Below are 17,741 nucleotides of genomic sequence, written 5' to 3'. Positions count from 1 at the left end.
GTCGAGTGAGGTTGCCTCCTGGCCCTCACCCTCATCGGAAAAACGCATCGTCCGCTCGGACGTAGTCCGCCTGCTTACGCTCCCCTAGTCTCGCCAGCAAGCAATTGTCTGACGACGCGACGTTGAAGGGGCGCAATGAACATCCGCAGCCTGGAACCGATGGGGGCGAGGCATGCCTGTAGGCCGCGCTTCCTCGACGTCGCGCACAGCGTCATAAGTTGAAGGAGCCCTTCATGTCCACCCATGCCAGTCATACCATTCACCTCAACCTCTCGCTGGAAAGCGCCTGGAAGTTCCTCAGCGATCTCAGCCTGGCGCCCTACTACGTACCCGGACTGACCGGTTGCTGGTTCCACCCTGGCCCGCAGAGTGGTCGCGGCGCCAGTCGCCGGGTGCAACGCCGCTATGGTCAATGGCTGGATGAAACGGTAGTCGACTGGCAGGAGGGTTCGGGTTTCGTCCTGCATCTGCACAAGGCCAACCGGGGAGCGCCCTTCCCCTTTCGCGAGGCCCGCTTCAGCTATGCCCTGGAAGCGCACGGCAGCGGCAGCCGCATGACCTTGTGCCTGGACTATCGCCTGCGCGGCGGCCGTCTTGTGGAGCGCCTGCTGGCCAATACCTTCGACAGGACGGTGCGGCAGATCGGCGAAAACCTCACGGCCTACTACGAGACGGGCGAGACACAGAATCGAGACTTCATTGACTGAACGCGGAGGAGCTGGCCGGCGAATGCTGTGCTGTATCGCCGTCGGCTCATCGCCCTGGAACGCGTTCAGCGAAGCTCCAGATTGTCCACGCCCCAATACGCCTTCATCGACTGGAAACGACCGTCCTCGTTGAACTCCATCACGTCGATCACCATGATGGTGCAGGGCTGACCACCCCACTCCAGCTCGATACGAAACGGCATCGCTGCACAGTTGCCAGCCACCCGCACCGGCCCGGTGAGACGTGCATGGACTTTGTTGCGGCCCAGTCCCTTGTGGTAGAAGCGTTCGATCGCTGTGCGTCCGATCAGGGGCGGCGTACCCACTGGGTCCTCGACGCGCGCATCGTCGGCATAGAGCGCAAGGATGCCTTCGACGTCGCCAGCATCCACCAGTTCGACATAACGTTGCATCGCCGTCCGCATTGCTTCGGTCGTGGTCGTCATTTCCGCTCACCTACGATCAGGCGACAGCCCCCGGACCGTCGCCGATAGACACGCTCACCGCCAGCCAGAAAATGGCTGCGGCGCCTCACGCTGAATGCTCGCCCGCAAGCCAGTAATGGACCCGAGGGCCAACCGCCATGCCCCGCTCAGCGGTCCTGCTGTTGCCTGCTGCGGAAGTACGGAATGACTTTTTCGCCAATGTTCTTCAGCGTTTCCAGCTGCGCCCAGTTCGGTACCGTGCCCATCTGGCAGATGAACAGGATCTCGTCGGCCCCCGCATCGATCAGGCGCTGCACATAACCGATGCAGTCCTCGACCGTGCCATAGGCGTGGTTCGGGTTGAGCATGCTCATGGCCGGATCGGAGAAATCCACCGTGACGGTCTCCGAGGCGAAGTTGGATTTGATGATGTCCTGGCCGCTGCCGTCGTGTACGACGTCTTCCGTCCATTGCGCCGGGTTCGGACGAGCGCCGCCGCCATACCAGTAGCCGAGCGACTCCATGAAGTAGCGCTGCCCGCGGATACCGATCTTGCGCGCCGTCGCGTTGTCGTCGAGAACGATGGCCGGGCACAGTGCGGCGATATGGCGATTGGGGCGAAAGCCCACCTGGTCCTTCTCTTCCCGCTGGTCCCAGGCCTCGTGATACACGGCGACCTTCTTGGCGATCTCCTCGGGGCCGCCGAAACCCAGCACCAGCGCTCCCATGCCCCGGCCACCCGCACGTTTCAGGCTCTCGGTATTGGTGCAGGCCAGGTACATCGGTGGGTGCGGATCCTGATAGGGCTTGGGATGAATCGGCCGCCTGGGTATCTGCACGAAGTCACCGTGATGCTCGATTTCGTCGCGCACGAACATCTTCGGAATCAGGTACATCGCTTCGTCGATCTGCGGCTGCAGGCTGGCCAGGTCGTAGCCGAAGGTGCCCGCCTCCTGCTCCGTGCCACCCTTGCCCACGCCGAAGTGCACGCGGCCCTTGGATAGCAGGTCGAGGGTGGCGATGCGCTCGGCGACCTTCACCGGGTGATTCATGGCCGGAGGCAGGCACACCACACCGTGACCGATGCCGATACGCTCGGTCTTGCCTGCGACGAACGCCAGCACGGTTTCAGGAGCGGACATGTGCGAGTAGTTGGTCAGCGCGGTGTGCTCCACGCACCAGAAGGTATCGAAACCGAGCTTGTCAGCCAGCACGGCATGCTCGACGGTTTCGTCGAATATGCGGCGATCACCTTCGCGGCTGGCGTCAACCGTCTGGGCCTCATAGATCAGGGAGAATTTCATGGCGGTTCCTTGTACTTGTAGGTCTCAGGGAGCTGTCGGCGACCGCTTCGCGTGCCGTGTGCGCATGGTCGGAGATCACCCGCGCAGCTGAATCCCACAAACGGACTATTGGCGCCCATCGCTGCCGCCGGAGAGAGAAAAAGGAGCACATAGCCGCCATGTGCTTGGCGACAGAGCGTGGCCCCCGCGAGAGGCGCCAGCAGGCTGCAAGGCGACACCTAGTCCCCTCGGACGATGCTGCCGCTGAGGCCCTGGGCAAGAATCGATCGCACTGCCAAGTACCCGGAGGCCCGTGCGATGAACGACACCCCACTGAAGGACGACATGCTCCAGGCCATGCGCCGCCTGGCCAAGTCAGTGACCATCATCACCACCAGCAACGGCCAGCAGCGCTTCGCGATGTCGGCCACTGCAGTGGATTCGCTGTCCACCGAGCCGCCATCGCTGCTGATTTGCGTAAACAAGACCGCCTCGCTGCACGCGGTGCTGGATGCCGGCGCGGACTTCTGCGTGAACATCCTTGGCCTGCAGCAGGAAGAGCTGTCGCACCTGTGCAGTGGCCCGATCAAGGGTGAAGCCCGCTTCCAGCGCGGTGACTGGCGGCAGGACGAGGACGGCATCCCATACCTGGCCGACGCCCAGTCGGCGATCCTCTGCCAGCAGGACGGCAAATTCAGCTATGGCACTCACAGCATCTTCATCGGGCGTATCCGCCAGATTCGCAACAGCGAGGAGATCACCCCGCTGGTCTACCTGAATGGCGCCTATACCACGACCGCAGCAACGCCGCTGGCGGCGGCCAGCTGAAGCACGGTATGGAGAATGTCCAGGCTTCGTCGGCACTGCGCGTGAGCAGCGCCGCCCAAATCGACTGGAGCGAACGCTGTGGGCTGCTGGTGGTCGGTTTTGGCGCAGCAGGCGCCAGCGCGGCCATCGAGGCAGCCGAGCGCGGCCTGCGGGTTCTGGCCCTCGACCGCTACGCAGGGGGCGGCGCCAGCGCACTGAGTGGCGGTGTGGTGTACGCCGGGGGTGGTACGCCCTACCAGCAGCAAGCGGGCTATCAGGACAGTCCCGAGGCGATGTTCGCCTACCTGCGCCAGGAAGTCGGCGACGCGGTGAGCGAGGCGACCCTGCGCGACTTCTGTCAGCGCAGCTGCGAACAGTTGGCCTGGCTGGAGCGCCAGGGCGTAGCCTTCGAGGCCAGCGTGCCGCCACACAAGACCTCCTACCCCAGCGACCAGTACTACCTCTATTACTCGGGCAACGAAACCGTGGCCGACTATGCTCGCCATGCCTCACCAGCACCGCGCGGGCATCGGGCCAAGGGCAGGGGCATGTCTGGCGCCGTGCTCTATGCCGCGCTGGCAGCCAGCGCACAGCGCGCCGGTGTACGCCTGTACAGCCAGTGCCAGGCACGCCGCCTGATACTGGATGCGAACGACCGGGTCATTGGTGTCGAGGCCTGGCAGCTGGCCGCCGGCAGCGCGGCGGCGCATCGCCACGCGCGGCTGTCTCGCTGGGCCCAGGCCCTGCACATGTATGCCCCGGCGTTGGCCGAGCGCCTGCGCACGCGGGCGAGGAAGATCGAACAGGCACACGCCGAACGCCGTCTGATCCGTGCGGAACGCGGGGTCCTGCTCAGTGCGGGTGGTTTCGTGCTCAATCGCGAGATGGTCCAGCGACACGCACCCGCCTACCTGGCCGGGTTGCCGCTGGGCAGCGCAGGCTGCGACGGCAGTGGCATCTGCCTGGGGCTTAGCGCTGGAGGCTCGGCCGCGCGCATGGACAGGATCAGCGCCTGGCGTTTCATCAATCCGCCGCAGGCCTGGGCGCGGGGCCTGGTCGTCAACGCGTTTGGCCAGCGCTGCTGCAACGAAGAGGTGTATGGCGCCAAGCTCGGGCATGCCATGGTCGAGGAGCACGGCGGGCGCGCCTTTCTCATCCTCAACCGCGACCTTGTCTGCAAAGCCCTGCGCCAGGTTGGCCCAGGGCGTGTCTGGCAGTTCCAGCGCCTGCCGGTGCTGCTCAACCTGCTGTGCAACAGCAAGCGTGCCGGCACGCTCGAACGCCTGGCGGCGCGCTGTGGCCTCCCCGAGCGCGAACTCAGGGCCAGCCTGGAGGCTTACAACGCCGCTGCCCGGGGTGAACGTGTCGATGCGTTCGGCAAGTCGCCAGCCATGCTTTCTGACCTGAGCAAAGGCCCATGGTACGCACTGGATCTTTCCTTCGCCTGCCGTCTGTTCCCCTGCCCAACCATCAGCCTGGGTGGCTTGCGGGTATGCGAGACCAGTGGCCATGTCCTGGACGACAACGGGGTGGCCATTGCCGGCCTGTATAGCGCCGGCCGCAACGCGGTTGGCGTCGCCTCCAATCTTTATGTCTCCGGCCTCTCGTTGGCCGACTGCATCTATTCCGGGCGTCGCGCCGCCGTACACATGGCGACCACGACTACCCGTCCAGCGCAGCAAACCAAAAGGAGAACAACATGAGTCGAGTCCAAGGCAAAGTCTGCCTGATCACGGGTGCCGCCAGCGGGGTGGGTCGTGAAGATGCCCTGCTGCTGGCCAGCCAGGGTGCCAGGGTGGTGCTCACCGACCTCAATGAGGAGGCCGGGCGCTCGGTTGCCGCCGAGATCGGCGACAACGCGCTGTTCGTGCGCCAGGACATCGCCAGCGAGGCCGACTGGCAGCACGTCATCAAGTGCACCCTGGAGCGCTTCGGGCGCCTCGACGTATTGGTCAACAATGCCGCCATCCTCCTGCTGGGCAACATCGAGGAGACCAGCCTGGAACAATGGCAGCGGGTGCAGAAGATCAACAGCGATGGCTACTTCCTCGGCTGCAAGTACGCGATCTCCGCAATGAAGGAGACCGGGGGTGGTTCCATCGTCAACATGTCCTCGGTCGCGGCGCTGGGTGCCCTGCCCATGTTCTGTGCCTACTCGGCGTCGAAGGGCGCAGTGGCGGCGATGACCCGTGCCATTGCCCTGCACTGCAAGCAGCAGGGCTATCGCATCCGCGTCAACAGCGTGCATCCGGACGGGATCAATACACCGATGACCCAGGCGCTCACGGGTGGCCAGCCGATTCCTCAGGACGTGCTGGACGCGGACCCGATGAACCGCATGGCCGCGCCGCGCGATATCGCCAACGTGGTGCTGTTCCTCGCCAGCGACGAATCGCGCTTCATCAACGGCGCCGAGATCCGTGTCGACAACGGGCAACTGATCAGCGGCCTGTAACGGACGCCAAGACGACCCGCCTGCACTGGCCCGAGCCACTGCAGGCTGTCCTCAGCAACGCAGCCAGCGGTTGCCTGCTCAGTTGCCGGACGGCGGCTCGATCTTCATCGCCGCACGGTGCAACCATCGCGGCCGGCCAAGCAATCTGTATCTCAAATCCGTCCGGCGAGGCCAGGTCGTGCTTTCTGAAGACCCGGCCAACCTGCGCGACACCCTGTTGCAGCCGCTGCCGCAGTGTCCGGGTGTGAACCTCCGTCATTCACGTGCTGAAGCGCGTTGCCAACCCTGTGATGGCTGCCGGCAGCGGCCGTAGGCCGCGCATTCAGGTTAGTCTGCTTGGACGATGTTGCCCCCGATGCGCGATTCCATAGTGGCACCTGGCTGTATCCCCTTCACCCGAGATGCTGGTCGGGGTCAACCGACCGCCAACGAGGACAAGATGATAAAAACAACAAACGCCTTGCGACCACTACATCTATCCATCCATGTGGCCACCCTGGCACTGGCGAGTCAGGCTCATGCCCTGACGTTCCAGCCCAGCGAAGACCTGAGTATTGATCTGGACACCACCCTGTCCTACAGCCTGGCCTGGCGTGTCGAGGACCGCGACGACAAACTGCTGGCGGATGCCAACGGCAATGACGGCAACAACGCCTTCGACAAAGGCAGCCTGATCAACAACCGGATCAGCTTTGTCACCGACGCCAACTTCAACTGGCGCCAGGACTACGGCGTGTTCCTGCGTGCGACGGGCTTCTACGACAACGTCTACGACCAGAGCAACGACAACGGCACGGGCACCTCCAACTGTTTCGCGGGTGGCCGCTGCTCCCGCCCGAACCGTTTCTCCGACGATACCGTCGACCAGCATCGTGAAGATCTGCGCATGCTCGATGCCTACGTCTACGGCAACTGGCGCGTCGCCGGCCACAACCTCAACCTGCGCGTCGGCGATCAGGTCGTGAGCTGGGGCGAGAGCATGTTCTACCCAGGAATTTCCGGTGCTCAGAGCCCGGTCGATGCGACCAAGGCCACCACCCCCGGGGTGGAGGTCAAGGAGATTCTCCTGCCGGTAGGCCAGGTGTTCGGCCAGATCAGCCTGACCGATTCGCTCAGCCTGCAGGCGTACTACCAGTACAAGTGGGAAAAGACCGAACTGTTCGGCGTCGGCAGCTACTTCTCCACTACCGACTACATCGACGAAGGCGGATTCAACGACGCCACGGGCTTCCTCACTCGCCTCGACGACGAGGAGCCGAGCGACAGCGGTCAGTACGGCGTGGCGTTGACCTATACCGCCGAGTCGCTGAACAACACTGAGTTCGGCCTTTACTACGTGCGCTTCCACGACAAGCAACCATCGCTGGACTTCCGTCCCTCGCTCAGCGGCCACTACCAGATGCGCTACTTCGACGACATCGACCTGTACGGCGTGAGCTTCGCCACCAATATCGGCGACGCCAGCATTGCGGGAGAGATCAGCTATCGCGATGGCCAGGCGGTGATGGTCGACGATCTGTTCTCCACGCCAGTAAGGGGCAAGACGCTGCAGAGCCAGCTGTCGACCGTGTATGTGTTCGGGCCGACCCGCTTCGCCGACAACCTCACCCTGGCAGGTGAAGTGGTGCATATCCATGTGCTGGATAACGACACCTCGGAACCGATCGAACTGTTTCCGGGCTTCATCCTGCCCGGCTCCAGCTCCGACAGCCTGGCCCTGGACCGAGACGCCTGGGGTTATACCGTGCAGGTGACGCTCGACTACAACAACGTCTTCAACGGCTGGGACATGTCCGTGCCGATCATCTTCAGCAGCGCAGCCAATGGCGACAGCGCAATCACCGGCGCTATCAACAGTGGTGCCAACGACAACCGTTTCAGTATCGGCTCCTCCTGGCGCTACCTCGACAACTTCACCGTAGAAGCGCGCTACAACGCCTATCTGGGCAACCCCAACAACACCGGCCTGGCCGACCGCGACAACGTCGCCCTGAACGTCAAGTACCGCTTCTGAGCCGGACGGAGGAGAACCCCATGAATACCCCAAGCATGATCAACGCGGCCCTGGCCGCTACCCTGCTGTGCAGCTGTCTGAGCGTCCAGGCCAAGGTCAGCGAGGCCGAAGCCGCACGCCTCGGCCAGGATCTCACCCCTACCGGTGCGGAGAAGGCCGGCAATGCCGACGGCAGCATCCCGGCCTGGACCGGAAAGTGGCTGGGAGTCCCGCCACACGTGAAATTTGCCGGACCAGGTACCCCCTACCCCGATCCCTACGCGGGTGAGAAACCACTGTTCGTCATTACCTCGGCCAACATGGCGCGGTACGCCGAGCACCTCAGTGACGGCCAGAAGGCCCTGTTCCAGCGTTATCCGCAAAGCTTCCGCATGCCGATTTACCCTAGCCACCGCGACTTTCGCACTGACTCCCTCCTAGAGAAGCTCATCAAGACAAATGCGTTGAACGCCGAAGTGGCAGACAACGGCAACGAAACCGTCAATGCCTGGGGAGCTTCACCGTTTCCCATCCCTCAGAGCGGCGTCGAATTGCTGTTCAACCACACCATGCGCGGTGGCGCCTCCACCGAGGAAGCCAACTACCTTCAGGTAGTGCGTTATTCCGACGGTAACCGCGTCACGGACAAGCTCACCTACAAGATCCAGTCAATATGGTCAGACCCCAACTACTCGCTGGAAAATGCCAATGGCGCATTCGTCAATTTCTTTACGGAAAGCCTGGCTCCGGTGCGCAAGAAAGGTGAGATCATCGTCGGCCACGAGTTCATCGACAGCTACAGTCAACAGCGTCAGGCCTGGCAATACACGCCCGGCCAGCGCCGCGTACGTCGGGCACCTACGGTCGGCTACGACACTCCGAACGGGGCTGGCGGTTTTCGCACTTTCGACGAGGATCGTCTGTTCAACGGCTCGCCGGATCGCTACGAATGGAAGATAGTCGGCAAGCGAGAGCTGTTCATCCCCTACCATAACTACCGCATCGATGCACCCGAGGTGACCATCGATCAGATTCTCTCCGTCAACGGTCATGTCGATCCCAAACTCATGCGCTACGAGAAGCATCGCGTCTGGGTGCTGGAGGGTACCCTCAAGGCCGGGGCACGGCATATCTATGCCAAGCGCGTGATGTACCTCGACGAGGATAGCTGGGCCGCCATCATGGCCGACAACTACGATGGCCGCGGCCTGCTCTGGCGCACCAACATGCAGGCCACAATCTACGCCTACGATATCCAGCGGCTTCATGCACGTCTGGGTATCTATCATGATCTGATTGCGGGCTCTTACCTGGTTGATCGCCTGCTCGATGAGCAGAAGCCAGCCTTGCTCAACGTTAGCCAGTTCCCCGCAGAAGAATTTACCCCCTCCTACCTGCGCAAGCTGGGTACCCGCTGAGACACCTCCTCAAACCGTGCTGACAGGGCATGGTTTGTCCTTCAAAGGCCTGGCCGCAGTGCGTCCGGGCCTTGCTCGTCAGAACGGCTGGTACCCCTCGCGCGCCCCTGTCAATCGCTCGGCAAGGCCTTGCCATCTCCCCTGGATGGTTTCGCTCGGCTCCCGGATGCGGTCGACCTCGACGCCCTGCTCACGCACATCTCCCTGACCTGCTGGTATTCCGCAGCGACCAGCATCGCCACTCAAGGTCGAGGGGCACATGCAGCCGATCACAGGGTGGAACAAGGAGCTGTAGCGGCCCTTCGACGAGACCTCGGTCGTCTTCGCCAGCTGGATGATCGACAAACGCCTACCCAGGCATCGCCATGCGCGAGTCGCCCACAGAGAACGGACATCGCGGAAACAGGTGCAATGCGGCATGTGCTCGGTCTGCCGGTCAGCAACGGGGTCAACAGCAACGATTCGATGCGGGAAAGAACGCAATGAAATCAGCGCAGCGCCACGCCTCTACTGGGCTCGACGTGGTGACACCCCCATCGTCCTCTACCGATGCTCGATGCCGACAATCCGTACGCACCGCTGCCCATGGAGCGGTACGGCCTGGCGCCCCACTCGCTGAGCCAGGGACTGCGCAGGAAGCGATACGACTGCATCGGTTGGCTTGGGTTGCGTCAGGCGGGCGCCTGGACTAGCAAGTGAACGGTACGAACTCGACCACTTCCAGCTCGAAGCCTGAAACGGCCTTGTAGGGCACCTCAGTGCTCATCAATTGCATGCGCCGCACACCGACATCGCGGAGGATCTGCGCGCCTATGCCCAGGGTGCGCTGCGGAAACTGCGGCGCACGTGCCTGGCCGGCGCCGTGCAGCCGCAACTGTTCGAGAGTGGCCTCGGGACTCTCGTGCTGGGCCAGCAGCACCAGCACGCCGGTGCCAACGGCGGCGATATGGGCCAGCGAGCGCTCGAGGTTCCATTGCAGTGGCGTGCCCTCGCTGTCACAGCCAAGGGCATCTCGCAGTGTCTCGATCGCTTGCACCCTGACCAGGGTCGGTCGCTCGCGGTCGATCTCACCGCGCACGATTGCCAGGTGCAGTTGCCCCTGGTACGTATCCTGGAAGCTCATCACGCTGAACTCGCCGTGCCGGGTGGTCAGTGAGTACTGTCCGCTGCGGCGGATCGTACCCTCATGGAGAATTCGGTAATGGATCAGTTCGGCGATGCTGCAAATCGGCAGCCCATGGCGTTGGGCAAAGGTCTGTAGCTCGTCGCCACGGGCCAGCTCGCCGTTTTCGTCGAGGATAGCGACCAGCGTCGCAGCTGGCTGAAAACCAGCCAGCCGCGCCAGGTCGCACGCCGCTTCGGCATGGCCGGCGCGCTGCATCACCCCGCCGGACAGCGCCTGCACGGGGAACACATGCCCAGGCTGGACGATATCGACTGCGACGCTGCTCGGGTCAACCGCTACCTGGATGGAGTGCGCGCGGTCGGCGACCGAGATACCAGTGGTCACACCTTCACGCGCCTCGATCGAGCAGGTAAAACCTACGCCATGCGTGGCCCGCGAATGGGGCACCATCAGGCTCAGCCCCAGACGCTTGCAATGCGCCTCGCTCAGCCCCAGGCAGATCAACCCACGGGCATGCATGGCCATGAAGTTGACTGCTTCAGCGTCGGTGCGTTCGGCGGCCATCAGCAGAGAGCCTTCGCCATCCTGCTCGTCATCGGTGATGACCACCATACCGCCGCTGCGCAGCATCTTCAGCAGGTGCTGCACGCTGTCGAACCGCATCAGCGGGTGCCTCAGCTCAGGGCCTGACGCAGTTCTGCAGCAAACTCCTCCAGCTCGGCAGCTGCACGGTCCGAGAGGGGGGCCATGCTGGCGAACCCGTGGATCATGCCCTCGCAGCATTTGCTGCGTATCTTTACCCCGGCCTCGCTCAATCGCACGGCAAAGGCTTCAGCTTCATCGCGCAGAAGATCGTACTCTGCAATCCACAACGAGGTTGGCGGCAGCCGATGCAGATCCTCAGCCAACAACGGAGAAGCCAGCGGATCGGTTGCCTGTGCGGGTGTCTGCAGGTAGTGCTGCCAGAACCAGACCAGGTGCTCACCTGAAAGGAAGTAGCCCTCGGGCAGATCCGGGCCAGAAGCGTTGACCCAGTGGCCATCAGTCGCCGGATACAGCAGGCCTATGGCGGCAATCTGCGGGTGGCCGGCGGCAGCGGCCTGGCGTGCGACTGCAATGGACATGTTCCCGCCAGCACTGTCGCCAGCCAACGCGAGGCGCGAAGCATCCACGGCCAGCTCAGTGGCGCGCTTACACAGATCGCAGGTGGCGTGATAGCAGTCCAGTGGAGCGGCCGGGAACTTGTTCTCTGGAGCCAACCGGTAGGCTACCGAGACCACTACCGCCCCCGTCAGCAGGGCGAGGCTGCGGCACAGGTAGTCATGGGTGTCCAGGCTGCCGATAACGAAGCCACCGCCATGGAAGTACACCAGCAGCGGCAGACCATCCTCTGCCTTCGGTCGATACAGCCGCGCATCCAGCGGACCGGCCGCACCCGCCACGTGCATATCGCGCACCTCGGGCAGCTCGGGAGCGGGGAATGGCGGTATCAAACAGTTGGCGGCCTCGCGATAGGAGACCACATCGGTTAGTGCAGGCAGGCTGCTGAACTGAGAAAGAATGGCTTCAATCTGGGGATCAAGGGGCATCGTATTACTCCTGTGCTTTCTGCAAGACCGGATTGGTCTCGTCGAGAATGCTTTGCAGGCGTCGCTGCAGAGCGGGCTTGAAGAACTTGTGTGGAAAGATCCAGAAGCGCTGCTCGTCGATGGCAGCGAATACCTGTTGCGCCAGCTGCAAGGGCCTCATGCCTTTGCGGACACGGCTACCCAGCAGCGTGTCGAGCTGTGCATCCGCATCACCGATGCGACTGTTGGATTCCATGATCGAGCTGGCTACCGGCCCCGGGCAGAGCACCGAAACGATGATCGGCGCATCGAGCATCGCCAGCTCGTAATGCAGGGTCTCGGAGATCGCGACCACCGCCTGCTTGGTGACGTTGTAAGGCCCCAGCAGTGGGCTGTTGATCAGGCCCGCCAGAGACGCGGTATTGATCACATGGGCCGGGCGCTTCTGCTGCAGCAGCAGCGGCATGAAGCTGCGAATACCGTTGAGCACACCATTCAGATTGACGTCGAGCATGCGCTGCCACATGGCCGCATCGACCTCCCAGCACAGCCCGGTCTGCATGATCCCGGCATTGTTGAACAGCAGGTCGACGCCGCCGAAACGCTGTACGGCGAGATCGCGCAGAGTCTCCAGGTGCTGCGGCTGGCTGACGTCTGTCAGTTGCCAGGCGACTTCAGCCCCGCGCTCACTCAGCATCTCGGCTACGGTGGCCAGACAGGCCGCATCTATATCTCCCAGAACCAGCCTGAGGCCCTGGCTGGCTGCGTATTCAGCCAGCCCGCGGCCGATGCCGCTGGCAGCCCCGGTGATGACGGCTACGCGAGCGCCAGTGTCACTCATCCGGACCTCCACTCCTTGTTCTCGTGGTGTCAGTAGAGCCGGGGCGGCGACCGCAGGCATCGTCCATTCAGACGATGCCTTGCGCAATTCAGGCCGCAGAATCCAGAACGTGCCCAACCTTCCCATGCGCAGCGTGCCCATGCACGCCAACGGAGAACACAAGATGCCTGCACTGCACCGAATCGAAGTGAAACAGCTCCCCGAGCGTTACGCCCGTGGCTGGCACTGCCTGGGCCTGGCCAACGACTACCGCGACGGCCGGGCGCATCGTATCGATGCCTTTGGTACCCGCCTGGTCGCATTCCAGGGTGAGGACGGCCAGCTGCATATCCTCGATGGATATTGCCCGCATATGGGGGCGGATCTCAGCGAAGGTTGCGTCGAGGGTAACTCGCTACGTTGCCCCTTCCACGAATGGCGCTGGGGTGCCGATGGCGTATGCGACGACATCCCGTACGCCAAGCGCATCCCACCACGGGCCAGGATCAAGGCCTGGCCCGTTCTGGAGCAGAACCATCTGCTGTTCGTCTGGCACGACCCGGAGGGCAATCCTCCACGTGCCGAGCAAGCCATCCCACGTATCGATGCCTGTTACGACGAAGCCTGGGCCAGCTGGGCCATCGCCGAGATGACCATCGCGACCAATTGCCGTGAGCTGGTGGACAACGTGGCAGACATGGCGCACTTCGGCAGCGTGCATGGCGCGCCACTGCACTACTTCAGCAACACCTTCGAGGGGCATGTCGCCGAGCAGAGCATGCGCGGCACCAGCGCGCGCCTGTCCGGCGATGCCGAACTGGTCACGGTGGCCACCTACTATGGCCCTGCCTACCAGATCACCAACATGACCGGTTCGATGGCCGGGCAGGCCATTCATTCGATCTTGCTCAACTGCCATGTGCCGATCGACCAGCACAGCTTCACCCTGCGTTACGGTGTGCTGGTGAAGAAAATCCCCGGCCTCAGCGAGGAGCAGAACCGCGCCATGGCCATGGCCTACGTCGAGCAGGCGCGCGCCGCCTTCTACGAGGATGTGGCGATCTGGCAGAGCAAGACCAGAGTCGATAATCCGCTGCTGTGTGACGGCGATGGCCCGGTCTATCAGCTACGCAAGTGGTACGAGCAGTTCTATGTCGATGCCGCCGAAGTCCCGCGCGAAAACGCCGAACGCCATGAATATGTGGTGAAAGGCTGAAGACGGAGCCCGTTGGCGCAGGTTGCTCGAGAAGCTCCGAAAGCTCGGCTGCGCGTGATGGCCAGGCTCTCGGAGCTTCTGGCCCCTGCCTCCCTCGTACTCGAACAGCAACCTTGTTCCGCGCCGAGCGCTGGAGCACCGCTGCATTCGCGCGCTGCAAGCAGCAAGTGCCTGCGCGGATCTAGTTCACTCGGACGAGGACGGTATTTTCGACACACCCTAAGGTGAAGGCACAACAACAACCGCGCCGGCCTGCCCCGCAGGTGAAGCGCCCAGCCTGAGGTGCGCCATGAAGACCTCCACCTGCTGTGCTCTGCTCGTCGTTACCGCGATTGCCGGTCTGGCCGGCACATTGATCATGTCGCGTCCACAACCCCAGACGACCTTGCTCGTCTGTCCTGCGCCCCAGGGCGGATGCTACCTGCCACCGCCGAGCATCGGGCGCTTGATCCCATGACTGGCAGCGCGCCGAGCAGCACGACGCGCTTTCGTCCGCTGGAGACGCAACCGCTCGCTTAGGCCGATACGGCCTTCAGGCGTGCGTTCGGCGCACTCACCGGATGCGTCCTGTGGCGGTTCTCGAAACAGAAGTTGGTCGCCTGCACGTAGCCCTCGGCCGAACCGCAGTCGAAACGCTGGCCCTTGAACTTGTATGCCAGGACGCAGCCTTGTTGCGCCTGTTTCATCAAGGCGTCGGTGATCTGGATCTCGCCGCTCTTGCCGGGCTCGGTCTGCTCGATCAGCGAGAAGATATCCGGCGTCAGGATGTAGCGCCCGATGATCGCCAGGTTCGACGGCGCGTCTTCCGGCCGAGGCTTCTCCACCATGCGCTCGATGCGGAAGATATCGTCACGCAGCGCCTCGCCGGCGATCACACCGTAGCGCGACACGTCCTCCATCGGCACTTCCTGGATGGCCACGATCGAGCAGCGGAACTGTTCGTAGAGTTTGACCATCTGGCTCAGTACGCCATCGCCTTCCAGGTTCAGGCACAAGTCATCGGCCAGCACCACGGCGAACGCTTCGTCACCGATCAGCGGGCGGCCAGTGAGGATGGCATGCCCCAGGCCTTTCATCTCCACCTGGCGGGTGTAGGAAAAGGTGCATTCATCGATCAGCTGGCGAACACCGCTCAAGGACTTCTCCTTGCCGGTGTTGGAGATTTCGTGTTCCAGCTCGTAGCTGATGTCGAAGTGATCTTCCAGCGCGCGCTTGCCACGGCCCGTGACGATGGCGATTTCCGACAGACCGGCCTCGAGCGCTTCTTCGACGCCGTACTGGATCAGCGGCGTGTCGACCACCGGCAGCATTTCCTTGGGCATCGACTTGGTCGCGGGAAGAAAGCGTGTGCCGTAGCCGGCCGCGGGAAACAGACATTTCTTGATCATGGATTCCATACCAAATTAACAGACTAGGTACAGAACCTGACCAGCCTGGCAGCCGATCGGTTCAAGAAATTTCATCAGCGCCTGCGAAGGTGGCGTCGGTTTCAGCCGTTGTCGGGATAGCGACTGACTTCGATCAGGTTGCTGTCCGGATCGCGGAAATACACCGACTCGATAGGCCCGACGGCGCCCGTGCGCGCAACGGGGCCCTCCTCCACGGACACCCCCTGCCCGGCCAGGTGTTCCAGCACCTGCGCCATCGACCACTGGGTGATCAGGCAAAGGTCGATGGCACCCGGCGTCGGCCTGGCCGCCTTGGGCTCGAACTCGCGCCCTGCCTGGTGCAGGTTAAATTTCTGCCGGCCGAAGACCAGTGCGCTGCGCCCGGCGCCGAAACGCTCGTGGCGCATGCCCAGGACGCGCTCGTAGAAGTCGACGGTGACGTCGATATCCGCCACCGTCAGTACCAGGTGATCCAGTCGTTCGATCATGCTCAATGCCTGTCCAGTAGATGAAAGCGCGGCAACCCGAGGTGCCAGTGAATTGCAGCCAGACGCGAGGCCAGCACGACCAGCATCGCTGCGGCCGTGTCCACCCAGTGCGGCGTACCCAGCATGCGCAGGGCGATGAAGGTCAGCGCGCCGGCGATGCAGGCGGTCGCGTAGATTTCCTTCTGGAAAATCAGCGGAATCTCGTTGCACAGGACGTCACGAATGACGCCTCCGACCACCCCGGTCATCACGCCCATGATCACCGCCGTGCTGATTGGCGTGCCGTGCTGCAACGCCAGCTCGGTACCGTACACGGTAAACACCGCGAGGCCGAAGGCGTCGGCGATCAGCAGGCCCTTCTCGTGAATCGGTCGCGTCATGCGTACCCAGGCGACCGTGCCCAGAGCCGCCAGCGATGCGACCAGGATGTAGGTGTCGTCACGAATCCAGCTGACCGGATGGTTGTCCAGGATCAGGTCACGCAAGGTGCCACCGCCCAGCGCAGTGACGATGGCCATCACCAGCACGCCGAACAGGTCCATGGACTTGCGCCCGGCCATCAGCGCGCCGGTGATGGCGAATACCGCTACGCCGAACAGGTCGGCGATGTAGAAAAGTCGCTCCATGCTGCGCTCAGCGGCTGACCGGCGTGCGCAGGGTGACGAACTCCTCGGCCGAGCTCGGGTGCACCCCGATGGTCTCGTCGAATATCTGCTTGGTTGCACCGGCCTTCAGCGCGATGGCCAGCCCCTGGACGATCTCGCCCGCCTCCGGGCCGACCATGTGGCAGCCGAGCACGCGATCGCTGTCGGCGTCGACCACCAGTTTCATCAGGGTGCGCTCCGGGTTGTCGGTCAGGGTCAGCTTCATCGGCCGGAAGCGGCTCTCGAAGATCTTCACCTTGTGCCCGTCCTCGATGGCCTGTTCCTCGCTGAGCCCGACGGTGCCGATATTCGGCAGGCTGAACACGGCGGTCGGAATCATGCGGTAATCCAGCGGGCGGTATTCCTCGGGCTTGAACAGGCGACGGGCGACCGCCATGCCCTCGGCCAGCGCCACGGGGGTCAGCTGGACACGACCGATGACGTCGCCCAGGGCGAGGATCGAGGGCGTGGATGTCTGGAACTGCTCGTCCACGGCGATGTAGCCACGCTCGTCCAGCTTCACCTCGACATTCTCCAGGCCGAGGTTGTCCAGCATCGGCCGGCGACCGGTGGCGTAGAACACACAGTCGGTGTCCAGCACGCGACCATCCTTGAGCGTCGCCGCCAGGCTGCCATCGGCCTTGCGTTCGATGCTGGCGATATCGGCGTTGAACTGCAGGTCCAGCCCCTTCTTGTTCAGCTCCTCTTTCAGGTGCTCACGTACTGCGCCGTCGAAGCCGCGCAGGAACAGGTCGCCGCGATACAGCAGCGAGGTCTGTGCGCCTAGGCCGTGGAAGATGGAGGCGAACTCGACCGCGATATAACCACCGCCCACCACCAGCACACGCTTGGGCAGCGTTTTCAGGAAGAAGGCTTCGTTGGAGCTGATGGCGTGCTCGCGGCCGGGAATGTCCGGAATCTTCGGCCAGCCACCGGTGGCGATGAGAATGCGCTCGGCACTGTGGCGCTCGCCGTCGACTTCGACGGTGTGTGCGTCGACGATGCGCGCATGGCCCTCGAACAGGCTGACCCCGCTGTTGACCAGCAGGTTGCGGTAGATCCCGTTGAGGCGCTCGATCTCGCGGTTCTTGTTGGCGATCAGCGTTGCCCAGTCGAAGTTCGCGGCGCCCAGCGACCAGCCGAAGCCCTCGGCCTGCTCGAAGTCCTCGGCGAAGTGCGCGCCGAAGACCAGCAACTTCTTCGGCACGCAGCCGACGTTCACGCAGGTGCCGCCCAGGTAGCGGCTTTCGGCAACGGCCACGCGCGCCCCGAAGCCAGCGGCGAAACGCGCCGCACGTACACCGCCGGACCCGGCACCGATAACGAAGAGATCGAAGTCGTAACTCATTGCGGCCTCCTTGAACAGGTCGCCAGCATACCCGAAAGCCAGCGGCTAAGCTGAG

General features: G+C 63.2%; 16 protein-coding genes. 7 read left to right on the top strand and 9 right to left on the bottom strand.

Going from position 1 to position 17,741, the window contains the following annotated elements:
• Window positions 1-233 precede the first annotated feature (233 nt).
• Complete coding sequence (locus tag EWH21_RS12615) at window positions 234-707, top strand: SRPBCC family protein (RefSeq protein WP_277698460.1); 474 nt, start codon at window positions 234-236, stop codon at window positions 705-707.
• Between the two features lie 65 nt (window positions 708-772).
• Here the strand turns inward: EWH21_RS12615 and EWH21_RS12610 are convergent, their stop codons facing one another.
• Together EWH21_RS12610 and EWH21_RS12605 are read right to left on the bottom strand one after the other, a co-directional pair.
• Complete coding sequence (locus EWH21_RS12610; RefSeq protein WP_152488698.1) at window positions 773-1,153, bottom strand: steroid Delta-isomerase; 381 nt, start codon at window positions 1,151-1,153, stop codon at window positions 773-775.
• Between the two features lie 146 nt (window positions 1,154-1,299).
• Window positions 1,300-2,436: an LLM class flavin-dependent oxidoreductase gene (locus EWH21_RS12605; RefSeq protein ID WP_277698459.1), complete on the bottom strand. Its 1,137-nt coding sequence runs from the start codon at window positions 2,434-2,436 to the stop codon at window positions 1,300-1,302.
• Window positions 2,437-2,733: 297 nt separating this feature from the next.
• Here EWH21_RS12605 and EWH21_RS12600 point away from each other — a divergent pair, with 297 nt between their 5' ends.
• From EWH21_RS12600 to EWH21_RS12580, 5 genes are all read left to right on the top strand, one after another.
• Entirely contained in the window at window positions 2,734-3,243 is a 510-nt protein-coding gene (locus EWH21_RS12600; RefSeq protein WP_206596352.1) for a flavin reductase family protein, read from the top strand.
• A gap of 8 nt (window positions 3,244-3,251) precedes the next feature.
• Window positions 3,252-4,925 (top strand): FAD-binding protein, encoded by a 1,674-nt coding sequence (locus EWH21_RS12595; RefSeq protein ID WP_277698458.1) that lies wholly within the window; start codon window positions 3,252-3,254, stop codon window positions 4,923-4,925.
• On the top strand, window positions 4,922-5,677 hold the full coding sequence (locus tag EWH21_RS12590) for a glucose 1-dehydrogenase (RefSeq protein ID WP_152488694.1): 756 nt from the start codon (window positions 4,922-4,924) through the stop codon (window positions 5,675-5,677). The genes EWH21_RS12595 and EWH21_RS12590 overlap by 4 nt, the downstream gene beginning before the upstream one ends.
• 460 nt (window positions 5,678-6,137) lie before the next feature.
• Entirely contained in the window at window positions 6,138-7,691 is a 1,554-nt protein-coding gene (locus EWH21_RS12585; protein ID WP_277698457.1) for a DUF1302 domain-containing protein, read from the top strand.
• Between the two features lie 20 nt (window positions 7,692-7,711).
• Window positions 7,712-9,088 carry a DUF1329 domain-containing protein gene (locus EWH21_RS12580; protein ID WP_277698456.1) on the top strand — a complete coding sequence of 459 codons (1,377 nt, stop codon included), beginning with the start codon at window positions 7,712-7,714 and terminating at the stop codon, window positions 9,086-9,088.
• Window positions 9,089-9,776: 688 nt separating this feature from the next.
• Here EWH21_RS12580 and EWH21_RS12575 read toward each other — a convergent pair.
• The 3 genes from EWH21_RS12575 to EWH21_RS12565 are packed head-to-tail and all read right to left on the bottom strand — an operon-like array spanning window position 9,777 to window position 12,623.
• Entirely contained in the window at window positions 9,777-10,877 is a 1,101-nt protein-coding gene (locus tag EWH21_RS12575) for a 3,4-dihydroxy-2-butanone-4-phosphate synthase (RefSeq protein WP_277698455.1), read from the bottom strand.
• A gap of 11 nt (window positions 10,878-10,888) precedes the next feature.
• Window positions 10,889-11,803 (bottom strand): alpha/beta hydrolase, encoded by a 915-nt coding sequence (locus tag EWH21_RS12570; protein WP_277698454.1) that lies wholly within the window; start codon window positions 11,801-11,803, stop codon window positions 10,889-10,891.
• A 4-nt stretch (window positions 11,804-11,807) separates the two neighbouring features.
• Window positions 11,808-12,623 carry an SDR family NAD(P)-dependent oxidoreductase gene (locus tag EWH21_RS12565; RefSeq protein ID WP_152488689.1) on the bottom strand — a complete coding sequence of 272 codons (816 nt, stop codon included), beginning with the start codon at window positions 12,621-12,623 and terminating at the stop codon, window positions 11,808-11,810.
• 163 nt (window positions 12,624-12,786) lie between these two features.
• On the opposite strand from EWH21_RS12565, the gene EWH21_RS12560 reads away from it, so the two are divergent.
• Window positions 12,787-13,818: a Rieske 2Fe-2S domain-containing protein gene (locus EWH21_RS12560; RefSeq protein WP_277698453.1), complete on the top strand. Its 1,032-nt coding sequence runs from the start codon at window positions 12,787-12,789 to the stop codon at window positions 13,816-13,818.
• A gap of 515 nt (window positions 13,819-14,333) precedes the next feature.
• Here EWH21_RS12560 and galU read toward each other — a convergent pair.
• The 4 genes from galU to gorA all read right to left on the bottom strand — a co-directional run bounded on the left by galU (window position 14,334) and on the right by gorA (window position 17,686).
• The gene (gene galU, locus EWH21_RS12555) at window positions 14,334-15,206 is read right to left on the bottom strand and encodes a UTP--glucose-1-phosphate uridylyltransferase GalU (protein WP_047592928.1); all 873 of its coding nucleotides are present in this window, start codon (window positions 15,204-15,206) and stop codon (window positions 14,334-14,336) included.
• A gap of 101 nt (window positions 15,207-15,307) precedes the next feature.
• The gene (locus EWH21_RS12550; protein ID WP_037056652.1) at window positions 15,308-15,694 is read right to left on the bottom strand and encodes a VOC family protein; all 387 of its coding nucleotides are present in this window, start codon (window positions 15,692-15,694) and stop codon (window positions 15,308-15,310) included.
• Between the two features lie 2 nt (window positions 15,695-15,696).
• Window positions 15,697-16,320 (bottom strand): trimeric intracellular cation channel family protein, encoded by a 624-nt coding sequence (locus EWH21_RS12545; RefSeq protein ID WP_037056654.1) that lies wholly within the window; start codon window positions 16,318-16,320, stop codon window positions 15,697-15,699.
• 7 nt (window positions 16,321-16,327) lie between these two features.
• Window positions 16,328-17,686, bottom strand: a complete 1,359-nt coding sequence (gene gorA, locus EWH21_RS12540) for a glutathione-disulfide reductase (RefSeq protein WP_277698452.1) — start codon at window positions 17,684-17,686, stop codon at window positions 16,328-16,330.
• Between the last annotated feature and the right edge of the window lie 55 nt (window positions 17,687-17,741).

The organism is Pseudomonas sp. REST10, assembly GCF_029542605.1.
GTDB lineage: Bacteria > Pseudomonadota > Gammaproteobacteria > Pseudomonadales > Pseudomonadaceae > Aquipseudomonas > Aquipseudomonas khazarica.
The sequence above is the reverse complement of the archived record's forward strand: the minus strand, read 5'-3'. Positions and strand labels throughout refer to the sequence as shown.

Excerpts from the sequence above, each read along its gene's own strand:
- EWH21_RS12610 (WP_152488698.1), bottom strand. The coding sequence starts at position 1,153 with ATGACGACCACGACCGAAGCAATGCGGACGGCGATGCAACGTTATGTC.
- EWH21_RS12545 (WP_037056654.1), bottom strand. The coding sequence starts at position 16,320 with ATGGAGCGACTTTTCTACATCGCCGACCTGTTCGGCGTAGCGGTATTC.
- galU (WP_047592928.1), bottom strand. The coding sequence starts at position 15,206 with ATGATCAAGAAATGTCTGTTTCCCGCGGCCGGCTACGGCACACGCTTT.
- EWH21_RS12595 (WP_277698458.1), top strand. The coding sequence starts at position 3,252 with ATGGAGAATGTCCAGGCTTCGTCGGCACTGCGCGTGAGCAGCGCCGCC.
- gorA (WP_277698452.1), bottom strand. The coding sequence starts at position 17,686 with ATGAGTTACGACTTCGATCTCTTCGTTATCGGTGCCGGGTCCGGCGGT.
- EWH21_RS12590 (WP_152488694.1), top strand. The coding sequence starts at position 4,922 with ATGAGTCGAGTCCAAGGCAAAGTCTGCCTGATCACGGGTGCCGCCAGC.
- EWH21_RS12565 (WP_152488689.1), bottom strand. The coding sequence starts at position 12,623 with ATGAGTGACACTGGCGCTCGCGTAGCCGTCATCACCGGGGCTGCCAGC.
- EWH21_RS12615 (WP_277698460.1), top strand. The coding sequence starts at position 234 with ATGTCCACCCATGCCAGTCATACCATTCACCTCAACCTCTCGCTGGAA.
- EWH21_RS12605 (WP_277698459.1), bottom strand. The coding sequence starts at position 2,436 with ATGAAATTCTCCCTGATCTATGAGGCCCAGACGGTTGACGCCAGCCGC.
- EWH21_RS12600 (WP_206596352.1), top strand. The coding sequence starts at position 2,734 with ATGAACGACACCCCACTGAAGGACGACATGCTCCAGGCCATGCGCCGC.
- EWH21_RS12550 (WP_037056652.1), bottom strand. The coding sequence starts at position 15,694 with ATGATCGAACGACTGGATCACCTGGTACTGACGGTGGCGGATATCGAC.
- EWH21_RS12560 (WP_277698453.1), top strand. The coding sequence starts at position 12,787 with ATGCCTGCACTGCACCGAATCGAAGTGAAACAGCTCCCCGAGCGTTAC.
- EWH21_RS12570 (WP_277698454.1), bottom strand. The coding sequence starts at position 11,803 with ATGCCCCTTGATCCCCAGATTGAAGCCATTCTTTCTCAGTTCAGCAGC.
- EWH21_RS12575 (WP_277698455.1), bottom strand. The coding sequence starts at position 10,877 with ATGCGGTTCGACAGCGTGCAGCACCTGCTGAAGATGCTGCGCAGCGGC.
- EWH21_RS12580 (WP_277698456.1), top strand. The coding sequence starts at position 7,712 with ATGAATACCCCAAGCATGATCAACGCGGCCCTGGCCGCTACCCTGCTG.